Consider the following 18,655-nt stretch of genomic DNA (forward strand, 5'->3'; position numbering starts at 1 on the left):
CACGAGTTGCGGGCGGTGCTGCGCGAGCGAGCATCGGGGATGAGCCAGGAAGCCGATCCGCTGAGCGGACCAGGTCCTTGATCTGGGCTGCTGCAACACGTGGTGCATGATCTTGCGCACAGTGGCGCGGCCCTTCCTGTCCACATCCTGGTCGGTCAATACCGTCGGTGACGGTTCGGCACAGCCGGGGAGGGCCGGGGTGAGCCACGCAGGAAACGGCGAAGGGTGTAGCTCTTTTCCGGGGACGGCCCCGATGGTTTCAGCTGGGAGATCGTGGTTGTGGATGATGGCGGCGTGGTCGGGTCTCTGCCGTGTGGGTGGAGGAGGCGACGCTGATGGGGTCGTTGTTCGGGGAGTTGGAGGCGCGGGAGGCGGCGGCCCGGGCCCGGGTGCGGTCGCCGCCGTCCTTGAGGAGTGACGGAACCGCCGGGGCCGCACCGTGCCGGGGGGCCGAGCGGGGCGGGCCGCCCACCGGCTAGCATCGCCGAGTTCGTGCCACCCACCGGCCCGGGCATCGCGGCACGGCGTACAGGGGAGCTGACACGGCATGAGAACGAAGAGCACAGCGGCGTGGGCGGTAGCGGTGGTGATGCTCGGCGCAGCCGTCGGCGGTTGCGCCGAGCAAGCCGAGCAATCGGACAGGGGGCCGTCCGTCAGCAGCGCGGCGCACACGACGTCCCACCGCGAATCCGAGAACAAGCCTGATTCACGGGTCGTCGAGAACGACGAGAACCACACCGTCCTCGAACTGTCCGACGGCCGGCAGGTGTCCCTCCGCTTCACTCGCCGCGGCCTGGAGGCACAGCATCGCCGCGCCTCTGACGACGCCTGGTCCGCCCGGAAGACGCTCTATGAGACCGGCACCAAACCGTGCGAGGGCATCAGGGCGAAGGCGTACCGGGACACCGTGTGGCTCGCGGCCGGCTTCGGCAAGTACTGCAGCGACGGCGAAGAACCACAAGAGGTGATCGCGGCCGTCGCCACCGGGGACCTCTCCTCCTGGACCACCGACCCGACCAAAAACAACCTCGTCTGGCCGAAGGTCCGCATCCGCGACGGTGGCGCCCGAGTGGACTTCGTCGATCCCAGCATGCTGGAAACCACCACGCTGACCTGGCGCAAAGGCTCCGGATTCGCCAAGGTGGCCACTAAGTGGAAGCCCGTCCACCCCTGGTTCGTGGGCCGGTGGCGAGCCACGGACGGCAGCCAGCAGCTGACCGTCCACCAGGTCAAGTCGGGCAGACCCGCACGCGTGGTCATCGAGACCCGCACCGGCCCGCGATGCAAGGGCAGCGCCACTGTCACCGGCACCGACCAGCACGACCTGTCCATGAGCAACTTCAAGCTCGAACAGGGCACCAGGACCGTCAACTGCCCGCCGGACGAGCTCAAGTACGACTTCGACGTGAAGTCCTCGGACGGCCCGCTGCGCCTACGCAAGATCGGCAACCACCCGAAGACCGTCCTTACCTATAAGCGGGCGGGCTGACGTACGACTGCGCATGAGGGGCGGCGGCGTGGTCGGGTCTCTCCGTGTCTGACACCGCCTTGGCCGAGGGCCGGCCGATCGCCACCGGCCCGATCGAGGGCGCATGCAGGCATCTCATCGGCGACCGTCTGGAGATCACCGGGGCAAGGCGGGGGCTGAGCGGGGCCGAGGCCGTCCTCAGACTCCGGGCGGTGAGAGACAACGGTGACCTCGACGCCTACGGGGGGCCGGAGAGCCCCTCTGGACCCTTCGCGTACGCGAAGTCGATCAGGCCTACTGGCTCCCCGCTACAGCCAATCCCGCCGCTTGAAGATGAAGTACAGGCTCACGCAGACCACCGCCATCAGCAGGATCGCGAAGGGATAGCCGAAGGCCCAGTTCAGCTCGGGCATCGTGTCGAAGTTCATGCCGTAGATCGTGCCGACCAGGGTGGGGGCGAAGAGGATCGCCGCCCAGGATGAGATCTTCTTGATTTCCTCGTTCTGTTCGAAGCCTGCTTCGGCCAGAGCCCGCATCTCCGCGTTCTGCTGTTGCGTGACCAGGGTCGCGTTGACCGTGAGGATGTCGGTCAGGGCCTGGCGGAAGCCGTCGACTCGTTCGCTGGTGTGGGTGACGTGGTCGGCGACGTCGCGGAGGTAGCGCTGGAGTTCCTCGTCCGTGCCGTACTTCGCGAAGCCTGCCATCAGGGCGTGCAGCATGCTGACCAGGGGGCGGGTGGCCCGTTGGAACTCGACCATTTCGCGGGAGAGTTCGTAGATGCGGCGGGAGACCTCCGGGTCGCCGCGGAAGACCTCCGTCTCGATCTCGTCGATGTCGTTCTGGACGCCCGCGACGACCGGGGCGTAGCCGTCGACCACCGCGTCGAGGATCGCGTACAGCACCGCCTCGGGGCCGAGCCTGAGGAGGTCGGGGGAGTCCTCCATGCGGCGGCGGACCGCCGAGAGGTCGGGGGCCGCGCCGTGCCGGACCGTGATGACGAAGTCGGGGCCCACGAAGACGTGGAGTTCGCCGAACTCGACCTCCTCGGGCGCGTCGAGATAGCGGGCCGCGCGCAGGACGACGAAGAGTGTCTCTCCGTAGCGTTCCAGCTTCGGGCGCTGGTGGGCCTCCATCGCGTCTTCCAGGGCCAGCTCGTGGAGGTCGAACTCCTCCGCGAGAGACTGGAGTTCGGCCTCCGTTGGGCGCGCCAGGCCGATCCACGCCATGCCGTCCGGCGCGTCGCGCAGCTCGCGGAAGGTGTCCGCCAGGGAGCCGGGCGTCGCCACGCGGACGCCGTCGCGGTACAGCGCCGCCTCGATGACGCTGCTGTCCGCGGCCGGCCGGGGGGTGCGCTCCGCAGGTTCCGGGTGCGGCTGGGTGCTCTGGGGAGGTGGGGCCGCCGGTGGCCGCGTCGCACGCCGCCATGTGTGCTTCTTGGTGTTCGCGGTCGGTGTGGGACGGGTGCGGCGCTCCGCCATGCTGGCCGCCTCCTTCGTCGATCGCTCGCCTATATGGTCACGGAGCAGGATATGCGGGCCAAAAGGTGCGGACGGGTGTGGCGGGCCGGGGCTTCCGATGTTCGGGGGCCGCAGAGCCTCGGGTGGATGCGGACCGTATCTGTCCTCGGTGCGCGTTAGCGTGCCGCCATGAAGACGACGAAAACGGTCCCCGCAGGTTCCGTACCCGTCCTGGGGGCGCGTGATCTCAATCGGGCCACTCTTGAGCGGCAGCTCCTGCTGCGCCGGGCGGACGACCTGTCCGTCAAGGACGCGGTGGCCCACCTCGTCGGACTCCAGGCGCAGAACGTCAAACCGCCCTACTACGCTCTCGCCGCCCGCCTCGAACACTTCGATCCCGCCGAACTCTCCGCCCTCCTCGAAGCGCGCGAGCTGGTCCGCATCGTCACTCTGCGCTCCACCATCCACCTGCACACCGCCGACGACGCCCGCACCCTGCGCCCGCTCGTGCAGGACGCGCGCACCCGCGAGCTGTCGGGCTTCCGCGCGGGGCTGGCCGGCGTCGACCTCGCCGAACTCGCCGCGCTCGCCCGCGCGGCCGTCGAGACGGAGCCCCGCACGATGAAGCAGCTCCGTGAGCTGCTGCTCGTCCGGTGGCCCGACGCCGATCCGCAGTCCCTCGCCGTCGCCGCCCGCTGTACATTGCCGCTCGTCCAGGTCACCCCGCGCGGGCTGTGGCGGCGCAGCGGGCAGGTGGCGCTCACCACCCTGGATACGTGGCTCGGCGATGGCGATGGCGATGGCGGTAACGGTAGCGCTGGTGATGCCGGTGCCGGCTCCCTCGACACCGCCGTCCTGCGGTACCTCGCCGCCCTCGGGCCCGCCTCCGTCCAGGACATGCAGACCTGGGCCCGGCTCACCCGGCTCCGGGAGGTCTTCGAGCGGCTCCGGCCCCGGCTGTGCACCTTCCGCGACGAGAACGGCGTCGAACTCTTCGACCTGCCCGACGCGCCACGTCCCGACGCCGACACCCCGGCCCCGGCCCGCTTCCTGCCCGAGTACGACAACCTCCTCCTCTCGCACGCCGACCGGTCCCGCGTCGTCCCCGCCGAGCACAAGGGCCGTACGTGGAAGGGGAATTACTCCTACTCCGTCTTTCTTCTCGACGGGTTCCTCGCCGGCGTGTGGCGGCTGACCGAGGACCCAAAGAGCGGGAGCGCCGTGCTCACCATCGAGCCGTTCGGGCGGCCCGGCCGCGCCCAGCGCGACGAGTTGGTGCGGGAGGCGGAACGCATGCTGACGCGGATCGCGGAGACGTCCTCCTCGTACGACATCCGCTTCGGGGCCGTCGTCGACGCCTGACCTGGGCGGGGCAGGCACACTCGTGCGTGGCGGTCGGGTTTCGCCGGCCGGGTGCCAACCGGGGGGGTCTACGGCAGCAACCCCGCCCGCCGCGCCGCCACCACCGCCTCCAGGCGCGTGTGCGCGCCCAGCTTCCGCATCGCGGAGCGCAGGTAGCCCTTCACCGTCTCCGGGCGCAGTCCGAGCCGCTCGGCCGCGGCCGCGTTCGTCACGCCCGCGGCCACGCAGGACAGGACGTCGACCTCGCGGGGCGCGAGGGTGACGGGGCGGGTTCCGGTGCGGTCCGGTACCGTCACCGCCGACTCCAGCCGGCCGCACACCGACAGGATTTCGGCCCGGAGCGCCCCGTCCGCGATGCGCGGTGCCAGGGCCCGCAGCGCCGCGTGCGCCTCCCGCACCCGCTCCCACGCCCCCGGGTCCGCCCCTGCGCCGGGCGCCCCCGGGTCCGCCACCGCCCCGGATGTCCCCGGGCCCGCCACCTGCTCCCGGGCCGCCGTGAGCAGGGACCGCACCTCGTCCCGTACGAGAAGGGCCTGCTCCACGTCGCGGGCCGCGGCCACCGCCGCCGACAGCGTCCGATCGCCGAGCGGCTGGGCCGCGCGCAGCGCGCCGTACAGCACTCCGCGCACCCGGCGGCGTACCACCACGGGGACCGCGAGCACCGACCGCAGGCCCTCCGCCGCCACCGCGGCGTCGTACTCGTGGCTGATGTGCCGCGACACGTGGTAGTCGGTGACCGCGCACGGTCGGGAGAGCGCGACGGCCTTGCCGCCGAGGCCGTTCCCGGAGGAGATGGCGAGGCCCCGCAGGGCGTGCGTCCCCGTGCCGCTCAGTTCGCCGATCCGCACCTGGCCAGGGCCGTCGAGGAGACCGCCGAAGGCCACCGGGAGACCCGTGCCCCGGCGCAGCCGCAGCAGGGCGGTCCGCATCTCCGCCGTCTCGTCGCCGTCAGCCGACACGCATCCGCCCTCTCGTCCCGCGATACCCCCGTCCGGGGGTGGTGCAACCCGCCTCACGAATTACACGATGTCGCGTAGCGTCCGGCAATGAGTACGGCGGCACGAGCAGCAGAGGTGCATATGACGACTGACGGGACGAGTGCCACGGAGCAGTTCCGTACCGCACGGGACTTCCTCCTGCGGCATCGAGAGGACTACGCCACCGCGTACGAGGGCTTCGCGTGGCCGCGGCCCGAGCGGTTCAACTGGGCGCTCGACTGGTTCGACGTCATCGCCGAGGGCAACGACAGGACCGCTCTGCACATCGTCGAGGAGGACGGGGCGGAGGTCCGGTTCTCCTTCGCACACCTGTCCGCCCGCTCGAACCGCGTCGCCAACTGGCTGCGCGGGCGGGGTGTCCGGGCCGGTGACCGCATCGTCGTGATGCTCGGCAATCAGACCGAGCTCTGGGAGATCGCCCTCGCCGCGATGAAGCTGCGCGCAGTCGTCATCCCTGCGACGCCGCTGCTCGGCCCCGTCGACCTGCGCGACCGCATCGACCGGGGCCGCGCCCGGCACGTCGTCGTTCGCGCCGAGGACACCGCGAAGTTCGACGACGTGCCCGGTGACTACACCCGGATCGTCGTCGGCGGCGAGCGCCCCGGCTGGACGCCGTACGCCGGATCGGAGAGAGCCCCGGAGGGGTTCGAGCCCGACGGGACCACCCGTGCCGACGACCCGCTGATGCTCTACTTCACCTCGGGCACCACCGCCCGCCCCAAGCTCGTCGAGCACACCCACGTGTCGTATCCCGTCGGTCACTTGGCGACGATGTACTGGATCGGCCTCAAGCCCGGCGACGTCCATCTGAACATCTCCTCGCCCGGCTGGGCCAAGCACGCCTGGTCGAACCTCTTCGCCCCCTGGAACGCCGAGGCGACGGTCTTCATCCACAACTACGCGCGCTTCGACGCGGGGCGGCTCATGGCGGAGATGGACCGGGCCGGTGTGACGTCGTTCTGCGCGCCGCCCACTGTGTGGCGCATGCTCATCCAGGCCGATCTGACCCAGCTGCGCACCCCGCCGCGCGAGGTCGTCGCGGCCGGGGAGCCGCTCAACCCCGAGGTCATCGAGCAGGTGCGGCGCGACTGGGGCGTCACCATCCGCGACGGTTTCGGGCAGACCGAGACCGCCGTCCAGGTCGCCAACTCGCCCGGTCAGGAGCTGAAGCCCGGCTCCATGGGCCGGCCCACGCCCGGCTTCGCCGTCGAGCTCCTCGACCCGGTGACCGGCGCGCCGGGCGCGGCGGAAGGGGAGATCGCCCTCGACCTCGGGGCGGACCCCGTCGGCCTGATGGCCGGCTACCACGGCGACCCCGAGCGCACGGCGGAGGCCATGGCGGGCGGCTACTACCGCACCGGCGACATCGGTTCGCGGGACGCCGACGGCTACATCACCTACGTCGGCCGGGCCGACGACGTCTTCAAGGCCTCCGACTACAAGATCTCGCCGTTCGAGCTGGAGAGCGCGCTCCTGGAGCACGAGGCGGTGGCCGAGGCGGCCGTCGTGCCGGCGCCCGACCCGGTGCGGCTCGCCGTCCCCAAGGCGTACGTCGTACTCGCCGAGGGCTACGAACCCGGCCCGGGCACCGCGAAGTTGCTCTTCGAGCACTCCCGCGCGGTGCTCGCCCCCTACAAGAGGCTGCGCCGCATCGAGTTCGGCGCGCTTCCCAAGACCGTGTCGGGCAAGATCCGCCGCATCGAGCTGCGCGAGGCGACCGCCGCGGGCTCGGACGCGGAGTACCGCGAGGAGGACTTCCGGTGAGCCGACTCTCCAGCGAGCCGTCCCTCGAGCTGTCCTACGCCCATGGGGTGAGCGACACGCCGCTGCTCGGTGACACCATCGGGCAGAACCTCGACCGGGCCGTGGCGGCCTGGCCGGAGCGCGACGCACTCGTGGACGTCGCCACGGGCAGGCGGTGGACGTACGCCGAATTCGGCGCCGCCGTCGTCGAGTTGGCGCGCGGATTCATCGGGGCGGGCGTCGCCAAGGGGGACCGCGTCGGGATCTGGGCGGTGAACTGTGCCGAGTGGGTGCTCGTGCAGTACGCCACCGCGCGCATCGGCGCCATCATGGTGAACATCAACCCCGCCTACCGCGCGCACGAGTTGGAGTTCGTGCTCAATCAGGCGGGCGTCTCCGTCCTCGTCGCCTCGCAGGCCCACAAGAGCAGCGACTATCGCGCGCTCGTCGACGAGGTGCGGCCCCGCTGCCCCGGCCTCCGCGCCGTCCACTACATCGCGGACGGCTCCTGGGACGCGCTGCTGGAGCGCGCCGCCTCCGTGAGCCCGGCGGAACTCGCCGCACGCGAGGCCGAGTTGAGCTGTGACGACCCGGTGAACATCCAGTACACCTCGGGCACCACCGGCTTCCCCAAGGGGGCCACGCTCTCCCACCACAACATCCTCAACAACGGCTACTGGGTGGGTCGTACGGTCGGCTACACCGAACAGGACCGGGTCTGCCTCCCCGTCCCCTTCTACCACTGCTTCGGCATGGTGATGGGCAACCTCGGCGCCACCTCGCACGGCGCGTGCATCGTCATCCCCGCACCGTCCTTCGACCCCGCCGCCACCCTGCACGCCGTCGAGCGCGAGCGCTGCACCTCGCTGTACGGCGTGCCGACGATGTTCATCGCGGAGCTGAACCTCGCCGACTTCGCGACGTACGACCTGAGTTCGCTGCGCACCGGCATCATGGCGGGCTCGCCCTGCCCGGTCGAGGTGATGAAGCGGGTCGTCGCCGAGATGCACATGGCGGAGGTCTCCATCTGCTACGGCATGACCGAGACGTCGCCCGTCTCCACGCAGACGCGCCGCGACGACGACCTGGAGCGCCGCACCGGCACGGTCGGCCGGGTCCTGCCGCACGTCGAGGTGAAGGTCGTCGACCCGGCGACCGGCGTGACCGTGCCGCGCGGCACCTCCGGCGAGCTCCGCACCCGCGGCTACAGCGTGATGCTCGGCTACTGGAACGAGCCCGAGCGGACCTCCGAGGTCATCGACGCCGGGCGCTGGATGCACACCGGTGACCTCGCGGTGATGCGCGAGGACGGCTACGTCCAGATCGTCGGCCGCATCAAGGACATGATCATCAGGGGCGGCGAGAACATCTACCCCCGGGAGATCGAGGAGTTCCTGTACCGCCACCCGAAGGTCGCCGACGTGCAGGTGGTCGGCGTACCGGACGAGAGGTACGGAGAGGTGCCGCTGGCCTGCGTGATCGTGCGAGACCCCGACGACGTACTGACGCTGGAGGAGCTCCAGGCGTACTGCCGGGGCCAGTTGGCCCACTACAAGATCCCGGCGGCGCTGCGCATCCTGGACTCCTTCCCGATGACGGTCTCCGGAAAGGTACGGAAGATCGAGCTCAGGGAGCGGTTCGGGGAGCGGGGCCGGGAGCGGGACGGGGAGTGACGTCGCCCCGGGCCGCGCTGAGGTCGCGGGAGCCGAGGGCTCGCGACATGCAGAGGCGGGGCCAGCGGTCCAGGCCGAGCTCCGCCTCGTGCGCGCGGATCCTCCGCAGCGCCGGAGTGAGGTCGCTCTCCGCGAGCGGGCGGAAGCCGATGCGGGCGTAGTACGGGGCGTTCCACGGGACGTCGGCGAACGTGGTCAGGGTCAGCGCCGTCGCACCCTCCGCGCGCGCCCGCTCCGCGGCGTGGTCGATGAGGGCGCGGCCGACGCCGCGGCGGGCGGCGCGCGGGTGCACGGAGACCTGCTCGACGTGGAGCGCGTCGGCGTCGGGGAGGGGCTCGGCGATCAGGTACGCGACCGGGGCGCCGCCCTCGTCGACGGCGGCCCAGGCGCGGCCGGCCCGGCGGAACCGGTCCAGTTCCTCGGCGGTGGGCGGGTCGTCGTCCGCGATCGCGGCCATGCCGAGCGCGCGGAAGGGCTCGCCCGCGGCGCGCTCGATGTCCTGGAGCGCCGGCAGCTCGGCGGCGGTGACGGGGCGGATGAGCATGCGGCGAGTATGCCCCGGCCAAAATCTCTTGTGCGGACGGGGGCGGACCGGCGATCGTAGGCCGGTCCGTGTGCCGATCCGGGTGCTTGTGCTCCAGGTCAGCCCGTCTGCCGATTGCGTGAGGTGAGCGTGCGCCTGTCCAAGGCCGGTGGCCCCGAGAGAGCCGGGAGCGGGAGCGGGGAGGCGGGTGGGGCCGGAGCCACCTCCGGAACGGTCGCCGGATCGGCTGGCGCGCCGGGTCCGGCGGGGCTGAGCCGCGGCATGGTCCTGCTGCTCGCCGTCACCTGCGGCGTCGCCGTCGGAAACGTCTACTTCCCGCAGGCCGTCAGCCCGTTGGTCGCCGACGGACTGCACGTGTCGGCCGACACGGCGGCGCTCGTCGTGACGGCCACCCAGTTCGGTTACGCGGGCGGCATCTTCCTGCTCGTACCGCTCGGCGACCGCGTCCCGTACCGGACCCTCATCGTCACGCTCCTCGCGCTCACCGGACTCGGCCTGCTCGGCGCGGGCGCCGCGCCGGGGATCTCGCCGCTCGTCGGCGCGAGCGTCCTCGTGGGCGTCACCACCGTGGTGGCCCAGGTCATCGCGCCGACGGCGGCCGGCCTCGTCCCCGCCGAACGCCGCGGCGCCGTCGCGGGCACGCTGTTGAGCGGGTCCATCGGCGGCATGCTGCTGTCGCGCGTCTTCGGCGGCACGGTGGGGGAGTGGCTCGGGTGGCGCGCCCCGTATCTGATGACGTCCGCCGTCGCGCTGCTCATCGCGTGCGTGCTGGCCCGCGCGCTGCCGAGGTCGACCGCGCCGTCCCGGCAGCGCTACCCCACGCTGCTCCTCGAAACGCTCCGGCTGCTGCGCACCGAGCCCGACCTGCGGCGCTCCGGCTTCTACCAGGCGATGATCTTCGGCGGGTTCTCCGCCCTGTGGACCGGCGTCGCGCTGCTCCTTACCGGCCCCGAGTACGGGCTCGGCGCGTCGGCGGTCGGTGTGCTCGCCCTGGTCAACGCGGCGACCATGATCTGCACGCCGGTGGCGGGGCGGCAGGTGGACCGCCGCGGGTCCGACGCCGTGAACCTCGTCTGCATCGTCGCCGTCCTGGTGGCGTCCGCCGTCCTCTTCGCCGGCGGCCTCGGCGGGGCGCCGGGACTCGCGGCCCTCGCGGTGGGGTCGCTGCTGCTCGACGTGGCGATGCAGTCGGGCACGGTCGCCAACCAGGTACGGATCTTCGGGCTCAGCGACCAGGCGCGCGCCCGGCTCAACACCGCGTACATGACGTGCGCCTACCTGGGCGGCAGCGTCGGCTCCTGGCTTGCGGTGCACGCCTACGGGGCCTTCGGCTGGTCGGGGGTGTGCGGGCTCGTGGCGCTCCTCGCGGCCCTGGCGCTCGGCCGCCACCTGGTGCACCTGCGCGGAGCGGGCCGCGCTCCCCTCACGCCCCGGTGGCGACCAGCTCGTCCGCCGCGCCGTTGACCGGCTGCGGCGTGCCCGTGAGGTCCAGGGTGAACAGCGGTACGCCGAGGGTGTCCGCGCCGGTCCTGGCGCCGGCCGTGTACCCGGAGAGGGAGAAGAAGGCGCAGGCCACGGGGGTGTCACCGGCCTCGGTCATGGCGGTCAGCCACAGACACTCGATGTCCCGCAGGATGATGGGCCGCGGCGCGGGCTCGACCTGCGCCAGCATGCCGCGCGCGGAGATCCGGGCCCCGGAGGGCGGGCGCCGCGCGGCACTGCGCGTGTTCGGGTAGCCGAGCCACCGCAGATACAGGGCGACCACGGTCACGACGTCACGCGCGTCCCGGATGGTCACCGGCCGGAAGGCGGGCCGGGCCCGCGGGCCACCACGCACCCCCGCCCCCGCCGCCTCTCCTGCCCCCGCCGCCTCTCCTGCCCCCGCTGCCTCTCCTGCTCCCGCCCCGCCCACCACCGGAACGCGCAGCACCGCCCCGCAGGCGCAGCCCAGCTCCGGCTGTGGCCACTGGCTCCGCTCTCCGCAGGACCCGCACCGCACCGTGACCCACTCGTCCGCCCAGGACCGGTCGGTCACCGGGGCCGCCGCCGCGCCGCGTGCCAGCGGCGGGACCACCGGGGCGCCGCACGCGCAGGGATAGGCCGGGGGAGCGTACAGCTGCTCGCGCCGGCAGTCCGGGCACCGTACCGGCACGTCACCGTCCGTCATCGTCATCACCGCCTGCCGCGTACGCCCTGCCCTGCTTCCCCATCCTCGACCCAAGGAATGCCGGGCGACTGCCAGTTGAGGAGACGTTCCGCGGATGTCTCTTGACGGTCTCCGGCCCGCCCGCTTACATTGCTTCCATATAGCAGAACAAACTTTCCATAATGCGGAAACAGAAGCTCACCGCGGGGCGCGACGGGAGCCGGATCCGCCAGCCGAATCCGGCAGCCGAAGAGCTGTCGAAGCTGTCGAAGCAGGAGAACCCCATGGCTCGTATGACCGCTGCCCGCGCGGCAGTTGAGATCCTCAAGCGCGAAGGCGTCGTCAACGCGTTCGGTGTGCCGGGCGCCGCGATCAACCCCTTCTACAAGGCGCTCAAGGAGGGCGGTGGCATCGACCACACCCTCGCCCGCCACGTCGAGGGCGCCTCGCACATGGCCGAGGGCTACACCCGGTCCAACCCGGGCAACATCGGTGTCTGCATCGGTACGTCGGGTCCGGCCGGCACCGACATGATCACCGGCCTGTACTCCGCGATCGGCGACTCCATCCCGATCCTCTGCATCACCGGCCAGGCCCCGACGCACCTCCTGCACAAGGAGGACTTCCAGGCCGTCGACATCGCCACGATCGCCAAGCCGGTCACCAAGATGGCCGTCACGGTCCTGGAGGCCGCGCAGGTCCCCGGCGTCTTCCAGCAGGCCTTCCACCTGATGCGCTCGGGCCGCCCGGGCCCGGTCCTCATCGACCTGCCCATCGACGTCCAGCAGACCGAGATCGAGTTCGACCCGGAGACGTACGAGCCGCTGCCGGTCTACAAGCCCGCCGCGACCCGCGCCCAGATCGAGAAGGCGATCCGCTTCCTGGTCGAGTCGGAGCGCCCGCTGATCGTCGCGGGCGGCGGCATCATCAACGCCGACGCCTCCGACCTCCTCGTCGAGTTCGCCGAGCTCACCAACACCCCGGTCGTGCCGACCCTGATGGGCTGGGGCACCATCCCCGACGACCACGACCTGAACGCCGGCATGGTCGGCCAGCAGACCGGCCACCGCTACGGAAACGCGACGTTCCTGGAGTCGGACTTCGTCCTCGGCATCGGCAACCGCTGGGCCAACCGCCACACCGGTTACAAGCTGGACGTCTACACCCAGGGCCGCAAGTTCGTGCACGTCGACATCGAGCCGACCCAGATCGGCAAGATCTTCGCGCCCGACTACGGCATCGCGTCGGACGCCAAGGTCGCCCTGGAGCTGTTCGTCGAGGTCGCGAAGGAGCTCAAGGCCGCCGGTGAGCTGCCCGACCGCTCGGAGTGGGTCGCCTCCCACCTGAAGCGCAAGGAGACGCTGCAGCGCCGCACGCACTTCGACAACGTGCCGATGAAGCCGCAGCGCGTCTACGAGGAGATGAACAAGGCCTTCGGGCCCGAGACGCGCTACGTCACCACCATCGGCCTCTCCCAGATCGCGGGCGCGCAGATGCTGCACGTCTACAAGCCGCGGCACTGGATCAACTGCGGCCAGGCGGGCCCGCTCGGCTGGACCATCCCGGCCGCGCTCGGCGCCGCCAAGGCCGACCCGGAGACCCCGGTCGTCGCCCTCTCCGGCGACTACGACTTCCAGTTCATGATCGAGGAGCTGGCGGTCGGCGCGCAGCACCGCATCCCGTACGTCCACGTCCTGGTCAACAACGCCTACCTCGGCCTGATCCGCCAGGCGCAGATCGGCCTGGACATCAACTTCCAGGTCAATCTGGAGTTTGAGAACCAGAACTCCCCGGAACTCGGTGTCTACGGCGTCGACCACGTCAAGGTCGCCGAGGGCCTCGGCTGCAAGGCGATCCGCGTCACCGAGCCCGACGAGCTGCTGCCCGCCTTCGAGCAGGCCAAGAAGCTCGCGGCGGAGCACCGGGTGCCGGTCGTCGTCGAGGCGATCCTGGAGCGCATCACCAACATCTCGATGAGCCCCACCGCCGACATCAGCGCGGTCAAGGAGTTCGAGGAGATCGCGACGGAGCCGGGCCACGCGCCCACGGCGATCCGGCCGCTGAAGGTCTGAGAAGGCCTGATGCAGGTCTGACGCCACGCCGGCAGGGGCGGTCCATCCGAGGGGGGTGGACCGCCCCTTCGGCGTGCGCTCACGCCGACCGCGTCGCCTGGCCCTGGAGGAGGTCCAGCAGTTCGTCGGGGCCTCCGGAGGCGGCGGCCTCGGCGCTGCGCGGGAACATGGCCCGCTCGTACGCGGTGAGCGCGGCCTCGGTGTCGCCGGGGTGGGCGGCGAGGGCCCGGCCGAGTTCGGCGCCGTCGAGCATGGCCAGGTTGGCGCCTTCGCCGTTCGGCGCCGCGAGGTGGGCGGCGTCGCCGAGCAGGGTCACTCCGGGCACCCGGTCCCACCGGTGCCCGGTCGGCAGGGCGTAGAGGGGGCGCAGGACCGGCGGGAGGTCGCTGTCGGTGATCAGCGCGGTGAGCTCCGGCGCCCAGTCGTCGAACTCCCGCGCGATACGGGCGGTGGCCCCGGCGGCGTCGGTGAAGTCGACGGCGTCGAACCAGTCCCGCGGCTCGGCCAGGCCCACGTAGGCGTGCAGGGTGTCGCCCCGTTCCCGGTGGGCGAAGATCTCCCGGTCCGGCGTGAGCGCCATCATCGCCCCGCCGCCGACCGTCTTGGCGGCGGCCGGGTGCCGGGTGTCGGAGTCGAACAGATAGGTCTCGACGACCGACTTGCCGGTGTACTCGGGTGTGGCGGCGGAGAGCAGCGGCCGGACCCGGGACCACGCGCCGTCCGCGCCGACCAGCAGGCCGGTGACGACGGTGCCGCCGTCGGCGAACGTCACCTCGTGGCGCCCCTCGCCGAGCGTACGGGCGCCGCTGACCTTGTGCCCCCACCGGACGGTGTCCGCCGGGAGCGAGTCGAGCAGCAGCTGCCGCAGCTCGCCGCGCTGCACCTCGGGGCGGCCTCCCGTGCCGTCGTCCGCAATCTCGTGCAGGACGGTCCCGTCCGGGTCGAGGACGCGCATGGCCTGGCGGCCATCGAGGATGAGCTCGCGGAACCCGTCCATCAAGTCGGCTGCTTCGAGGGCCAGTTGGCCGTTGTAGTCGTGGATGTCGAGCATTCCGCCCTGCGAGCGCGCGGCCGGGGAGGACTCCGCCTCGTACACCGTGGCCGGTATGCCGTGGAGGTGCAGGACCCGGGCGAGCGTGAGGCCGCCGAGCCCGGCGCCGATGATCGTGACGTGCGGGGTCGTGGCGTGCGGGGTCGTGTGGTGAGTGGGCGTGTTGTCCGTGGCCATGGGGCTTCCTTCCTGGTCCCGGCCGGTGCCGGCCTGAACCAATGTCCCCGCGCCCCTCGACAGATCACCGACAGATCACCGACGGCCGCCGACAACTCATCGACACGCACACGAAAGAGCGGCGAGCACGGGGACCGTCCCGTGCTCGCCGCTCCGGCTCGCCGCCCCTCGAAGACAAGCTCTCAGGGCTGTGGAGTTGTGCCCGTCCGACGGCGCGCGACTGGCGGAACATGCATACGCGCTGCCGGACGGAGTTCATGGCCCCCGAAGGGGTCGGACGGGACCGCGGCGGTTGTGATGGACCGTGGATTCCCCTCCCTCAGGTCGAGAGGGAATCCGCCGGACCTTGACCACCGCACTGGCTCACAGAGCCGCCGCGGACCGTGCCTGCCCGGCCGCGTCACGTACCACCCCTCATCCGGGTCCGTGACGTCGGCCGAGCTCAGCACCGGCAGGTCGACCTCCCGTCAACCCGCCGGTGCAGCCTGGGAGTTACCGCTCGCTCAGTCCTCGCGCAGGGCGCGGACTGCCTCCTCGACGCGCTTGCCGTAGTCGGCGTCGGCGGCGTGGAAGTGGGCGAGGTTCTTCTCGATGACGTCGTCGCGTGAGACCTGCGAGAGGCCGCCGGCGATGTTCGCCACCAGACGGGACTTCTCGTCCTCCGACATGAGGCGGTAGAGCTCGCCCGCCTGGAAGAAGTCGTCGTCCTTGGTGTGGGTCGGGGCGGCGTGCGTGCCGGTGTAGCCGGCGATCGCGAGCGGCGCCGACAGCGGCTGGCCGGTCTCGACCGGGCCGTCGTACGAGTTGGGCTCGTAGTTCTTGCGGTCGCGGCCGTACGCGTTGGATGCCATCAGGCCGTCGCGGCCGTAGTTGTCGGCCTTGGCCGCCTTGGGGGCGTTCACCGCGAGCTGGGTGTGGTTGACGCCCAGGCGGTAGCGGTGCGCGTCCGCGTACGCGAAGAGGCGGCCCTGGAGCATCTTGTCGGGGGAGGGGCCGATGCCAGGAACGAAGTTGTTCGGGGAGAACGCGGCCTGCTCGACCTCGGCGAAGACGTTGTCCGGGTTGCGGTCGAGGACCAGGCGGCCCACGCGCTGCAGCGGGTAGTCCTTGTGCGGCCACACCTTGGTGAGGTCGAACGGGTTGAAGCGGTAGTCCGCCGCCTCGGACGCGGGCATGATCTGCACGTGCAGCGTCCAGGACGGGTTCACGCCCCGCTCGATGGCCTGGAGCAGGTCGGTCTGGTGCGAGTTCGGGTCCTTGCCCGCGATCTCGGCGGCCTGCTCGGAGGAGAGGCAGCGGATGCCCTGGTTCGTCTTGAAGTGGTACTTGACGAAGAAGGCCTCGCCCTTCGAGTTCGTCCACTGGTAGGTGTGCGAACCGTAGCCGTTCATGTGGCGGTACGAGGCGGGGATGCCGCGGTCGCCCATCAGCCAGGTGATCTGGTGCGTGGCCTCGGGGGCGTGCGCCCAGAAGTCCCAGACGTTGTCCGGCTCCTGCTTGCCCGTGAAGGGGTCGCGCTTCTGGGAGTGGATGAAGTCGGGGAACTTGATGGGGTCCTTGATGAAGAAGACAGGCGTGTTGTTGCCTACGAGGTCGTAGTTGCCCTCTTCGGTGTAGAACTTCAGCGCGAAGCCACGGGGGTCACGGACCGCGTCCGCGCCACCGAGGTTGTCGGCCACGGTCGAGAAGCGCAGGAAGACCTCGGTGCGCTTGCCGATCTCGCTCAGGAAGTCGGCGTGGGTGAAGCCGGTGACGTCGTCGGTCACCTCGAAGTAGCCGTACGCACCGGAGCCACGGGCATGCACGACACGCTCCGGGATGCGCTCACGGTTGAAGCGGGCGAGCTTCTCCAGCAGGTGCTGGTCCTGGAGGAGGATCGGGCCACCGACGCCGGCGGTGGCGGAGTTCTGATTGTCGGCGACGGGGGCGCCGGACTCGGTCGTAAGCACGCGCTTCGACATCGTGACCTTCCGTGCTGTGACTGCTGAGGTGTTCGGAGCGTAAGGACCCCTGAACTGCTACGTCAACAGTTTGTTGAAGTTGATGACGGGGTTCCGGGCCGCGGCGACGCCTGGGCGCGACAGGACAGGTGTCAGCGCCACCGCGGCCCGGAAGTTCGAGGGAGCTCGGGAAGGGCTAGAGCTCGGCGCCCGAGAGGCGCTCGACGGAGCGCAGCAGGGCGGAGTGGTCGAGGCCGCCGTCGCCCTGGGCGCGCAGCGAGGCGACGAGCTGGGCGACGACCGCGCCGACCGGCAGGGCGGCACCGACGTTGCGGGCGGCGTCGGTGACGATGCCCATGTCCTTGTGGTGCAGGTCGATGCGGAAGCCGGGCTTGAAGTCCCGGTTCAGGAAGTTGTCCTTCTTGCGGGTCAGCACGGTGGAGCCGGCGAGCCCGCCGTTGAGGACGTCGAGCGCGGCCTTCAGGTCCACGCCGGACTTCTCCAGGAAGACCACGGCCTCGGCGCACGCCTGGATGTTGACGGCGACGATGAGCTGGTTGGCGGCCTTCACGGTCTGGCCCGAGCCGTGCGGACCGCACAGCACGATGGTCTTGCCGAGGGCCTCGAGAAGCGGCTTGGCCTCGTCGAAGTCGGCCTGCTCGCCGCCGACCATGATGGAGAGCACGGCCTCGATGGCGCCGGCCTCGCCGCCGGACACCGGGGCGTCCAGGACGCGCAGGCCCTTCTCCTTGGCGGCCTTGGCGAGGTCCACGGAGGTCTGCGGGGTGATCGACGACATGTCGACGATCAGCGCACCGGCCTTCGCGTTCTCCAGGATGCCGTCCGGGCCGTACGCGATGGCCTCGACCTGCGGCGACGCGGGCACCATCGTCACGACGACGTCGGCGTCCCTGACGGCCTCGGCGATGGACTTCGCGGCGGTGCCGCCGGCCGCGGCCAGGCGGTCCAGCTTGTCCTGCTCCAGGGTGTAGCCGGTGACGGAGTAACCCGCCTTGATCAGGTTCTCGGACATGGGGGAGCCCATGATGCCGAGTCCGATCCATGCGATCTTGGGAAGGTTGCTCATGAGGGTGCCTCTCCTGCTGCTCTCAAGCTGTGTCGTACGTCGGTGAGTTGGCGCTCAGCGCGCGGCGCGGGCCTCGGTGGGCAGCCAGTCGAAGGCCTCGGCGCTCGGGGTGTCGCCCGGCTTGTACTCCAGGCCGACCCACCCCTCGTAGCCGGTCTTCTTGAGCTGGTCGAGCAGGGCCTCCAGGGGGAGCGACCCCGTCCCGGGGGCGCCGCGGCCCGGGTTGTCCGCGATCTGCACGTGGCCGGTCTTCGCGGCGTACTGCTCGATGACCGACGGCAGGTCCTCGCCGTTCATGGACAGGTGGTAGAGGTCCATGAGGAACTTCGCGTTGCCGAGGCCCGTGGCCGCGTTCACCTTGTCGACGATCTCGATCGCCTTGGGGGCGCTCACGATCGGGCAGAGCGGCGACTCCGGCTTGTTCAGCGCCTCGATCAGCAGGATCGCGCCGACGCGGTCGGCCTCGCGGGCGGCGAGCACCAGGTTCTCCAGGGCGAGTTCGTCCTGGACGGCCGGGTCCACGCCGTCGACGCGGTTGCCGTACAGCGCGTTCAGCGCCTTGCAGCCGAGCGACTGCGCGAAGTCCGCCGCGACCGAGAGGTTCGCGCGGAACTTCTCGCTCTCCTCGCCGGGGACCGACAGGGAGCCCCGGTCGGGGCCCGGCAGCTGCCCCGCGTAGAAGTTCAGGCCCACCAGCTGAACGCCCGCGTCCTCGATCGCCTTCTTCAGGGCGTCGAGCTCGGACTGCTCGGGGGTGGGGGCGTCGACCCAGGGCCACCACAGCTCGACCGCGCTGAAGCCGGCCTTCGCGGCGGCCGCGGGGCGCTCCAGGAGCGGGAGCTCGGTGAAGAGGATCGACAGGTTCACATTGAAGCGCTGGTCGGAGTATCCCATGGGGCTTCCGCGCTCCTTCCGTATTGCGGAAGTTCATTTCTGC

The 18,655-nt window shown here is 71.0% G+C and carries 14 protein-coding genes and 1 pseudogene; 7 read left to right on the plus strand and 8 right to left on the minus strand.

Annotated elements, in window-relative coordinates; all coding sequences use genetic code 11:
* The first annotated feature begins 547 nt into the window (after nt 1-547).
* Complete coding sequence (locus tag ACZ7LU_RS02620) at nt 548-1,489, plus strand: hypothetical protein (RefSeq protein ID WP_471915448.1); 942 nt, start codon at nt 548-550, stop codon at nt 1,487-1,489.
* A gap of 50 nt (nt 1,490-1,539) precedes the next feature.
* A pseudogene (locus ACZ7LU_RS02625) lies at nt 1,540-1,710 on the plus strand (ISKra4 family transposase); the annotation flags it as partial.
* Between the two features lie 66 nt (nt 1,711-1,776).
* Here the strand turns inward: ACZ7LU_RS02625 and ACZ7LU_RS02630 are convergent.
* Complete coding sequence (locus ACZ7LU_RS02630; protein ID WP_471915449.1) at nt 1,777-2,946, minus strand: magnesium and cobalt transport protein CorA; 1,170 nt, start codon at nt 2,944-2,946, stop codon at nt 1,777-1,779.
* 168 nt (nt 2,947-3,114) lie between these two features.
* On the opposite strand from ACZ7LU_RS02630, the gene ACZ7LU_RS02635 reads away from it, so the two are divergent.
* Complete coding sequence (locus ACZ7LU_RS02635) at nt 3,115-4,287, plus strand: winged helix DNA-binding domain-containing protein (protein ID WP_471915450.1); 1,173 nt, start codon at nt 3,115-3,117, stop codon at nt 4,285-4,287.
* A 68-nt stretch (nt 4,288-4,355) separates the two neighbouring features.
* Here ACZ7LU_RS02635 and ACZ7LU_RS02640 read toward each other — a convergent pair whose 3' ends face one another.
* Nucleotides 4,356-5,216 (minus strand): helix-turn-helix transcriptional regulator, encoded by an 861-nt coding sequence (locus tag ACZ7LU_RS02640; RefSeq protein WP_468085699.1) that lies wholly within the window; start codon nt 5,214-5,216, stop codon nt 4,356-4,358.
* Nucleotides 5,217-5,366: 150 nt separating this feature from the next.
* Between ACZ7LU_RS02640 and ACZ7LU_RS02645 the strand changes: the two genes are divergently transcribed.
* Both ACZ7LU_RS02645 and ACZ7LU_RS02650 read left to right on the plus strand, forming a co-directional pair.
* Entirely contained in the window at nt 5,367-7,049 is a 1,683-nt protein-coding gene (locus tag ACZ7LU_RS02645) for an AMP-binding protein (protein ID WP_471915451.1), read from the plus strand.
* Nucleotides 7,046-8,701, plus strand: coding sequence for an AMP-binding protein (locus ACZ7LU_RS02650; RefSeq protein WP_471915452.1), 1,656 nt, complete (start codon nt 7,046-7,048; stop codon nt 8,699-8,701). The genes ACZ7LU_RS02645 and ACZ7LU_RS02650 overlap by 4 nt, the downstream gene beginning before the upstream one ends.
* Here ACZ7LU_RS02650 and ACZ7LU_RS02655 read toward each other — a convergent pair.
* The gene (locus ACZ7LU_RS02655; RefSeq protein WP_471915453.1) at nt 8,655-9,245 is read right to left on the minus strand and encodes a GNAT family N-acetyltransferase; all 591 of its coding nucleotides are present in this window, start codon (nt 9,243-9,245) and stop codon (nt 8,655-8,657) included. The genes ACZ7LU_RS02650 and ACZ7LU_RS02655 overlap by 47 nt on opposite strands.
* Before the next feature lie 261 nt (nt 9,246-9,506).
* On the opposite strand from ACZ7LU_RS02655, the gene ACZ7LU_RS02660 reads away from it, so the two are divergent.
* Entirely contained in the window at nt 9,507-10,709 is a 1,203-nt protein-coding gene (locus ACZ7LU_RS02660; RefSeq protein ID WP_471916459.1) for an MFS transporter, read from the plus strand.
* Here the strand turns inward: ACZ7LU_RS02660 and ACZ7LU_RS02665 are convergent.
* Nucleotides 10,669-11,418: a hypothetical protein gene (locus ACZ7LU_RS02665; RefSeq protein ID WP_471915454.1), complete on the minus strand. Its 750-nt coding sequence runs from the start codon at nt 11,416-11,418 to the stop codon at nt 10,669-10,671. The two genes, ACZ7LU_RS02660 and ACZ7LU_RS02665, sit on opposite strands and share 41 nt — an antisense overlap.
* 257 nt (nt 11,419-11,675) lie before the next feature.
* Here ACZ7LU_RS02665 and gcl point away from each other — a divergent pair, with 257 nt between their 5' ends.
* Nucleotides 11,676-13,463, plus strand: a complete 1,788-nt coding sequence (gene gcl, locus ACZ7LU_RS02670; protein WP_398309706.1) for a glyoxylate carboligase — start codon at nt 11,676-11,678, stop codon at nt 13,461-13,463.
* A gap of 79 nt (nt 13,464-13,542) precedes the next feature.
* Here the strand turns inward: gcl and ACZ7LU_RS02675 are convergent, their stop codons facing one another.
* The 4 genes from ACZ7LU_RS02675 to ACZ7LU_RS02690 all read right to left on the minus strand — a co-directional run bounded on the left by ACZ7LU_RS02675 (nt 13,543) and on the right by ACZ7LU_RS02690 (nt 18,612).
* On the minus strand, nt 13,543-14,691 hold the full coding sequence (locus ACZ7LU_RS02675; protein ID WP_471915455.1) for an FAD-dependent oxidoreductase: 1,149 nt from the start codon (nt 14,689-14,691) through the stop codon (nt 13,543-13,545).
* A 503-nt stretch (nt 14,692-15,194) separates the two neighbouring features.
* Nucleotides 15,195-16,652 carry a catalase gene (locus ACZ7LU_RS02680; RefSeq protein ID WP_471915456.1) on the minus strand — a complete coding sequence of 486 codons (1,458 nt, stop codon included), beginning with the start codon at nt 16,650-16,652 and terminating at the stop codon, nt 15,195-15,197.
* Nucleotides 16,653-16,827: 175 nt separating this feature from the next.
* A complete protein-coding gene (locus tag ACZ7LU_RS02685) occupies nt 16,828-17,718 on the minus strand; it encodes a 2-hydroxy-3-oxopropionate reductase (RefSeq protein ID WP_468561223.1) in 891 nt (296 codons plus the stop codon).
* 54 nt (nt 17,719-17,772) lie between these two features.
* Entirely contained in the window at nt 17,773-18,612 is an 840-nt protein-coding gene (locus ACZ7LU_RS02690; RefSeq protein WP_471915457.1) for a TIM barrel protein, read from the minus strand.
* Nucleotides 18,613-18,655: the final 43 nt, after the last annotated feature.

It is taken from the genome of Streptomyces sp. NPDC039462, from assembly GCF_055639375.1.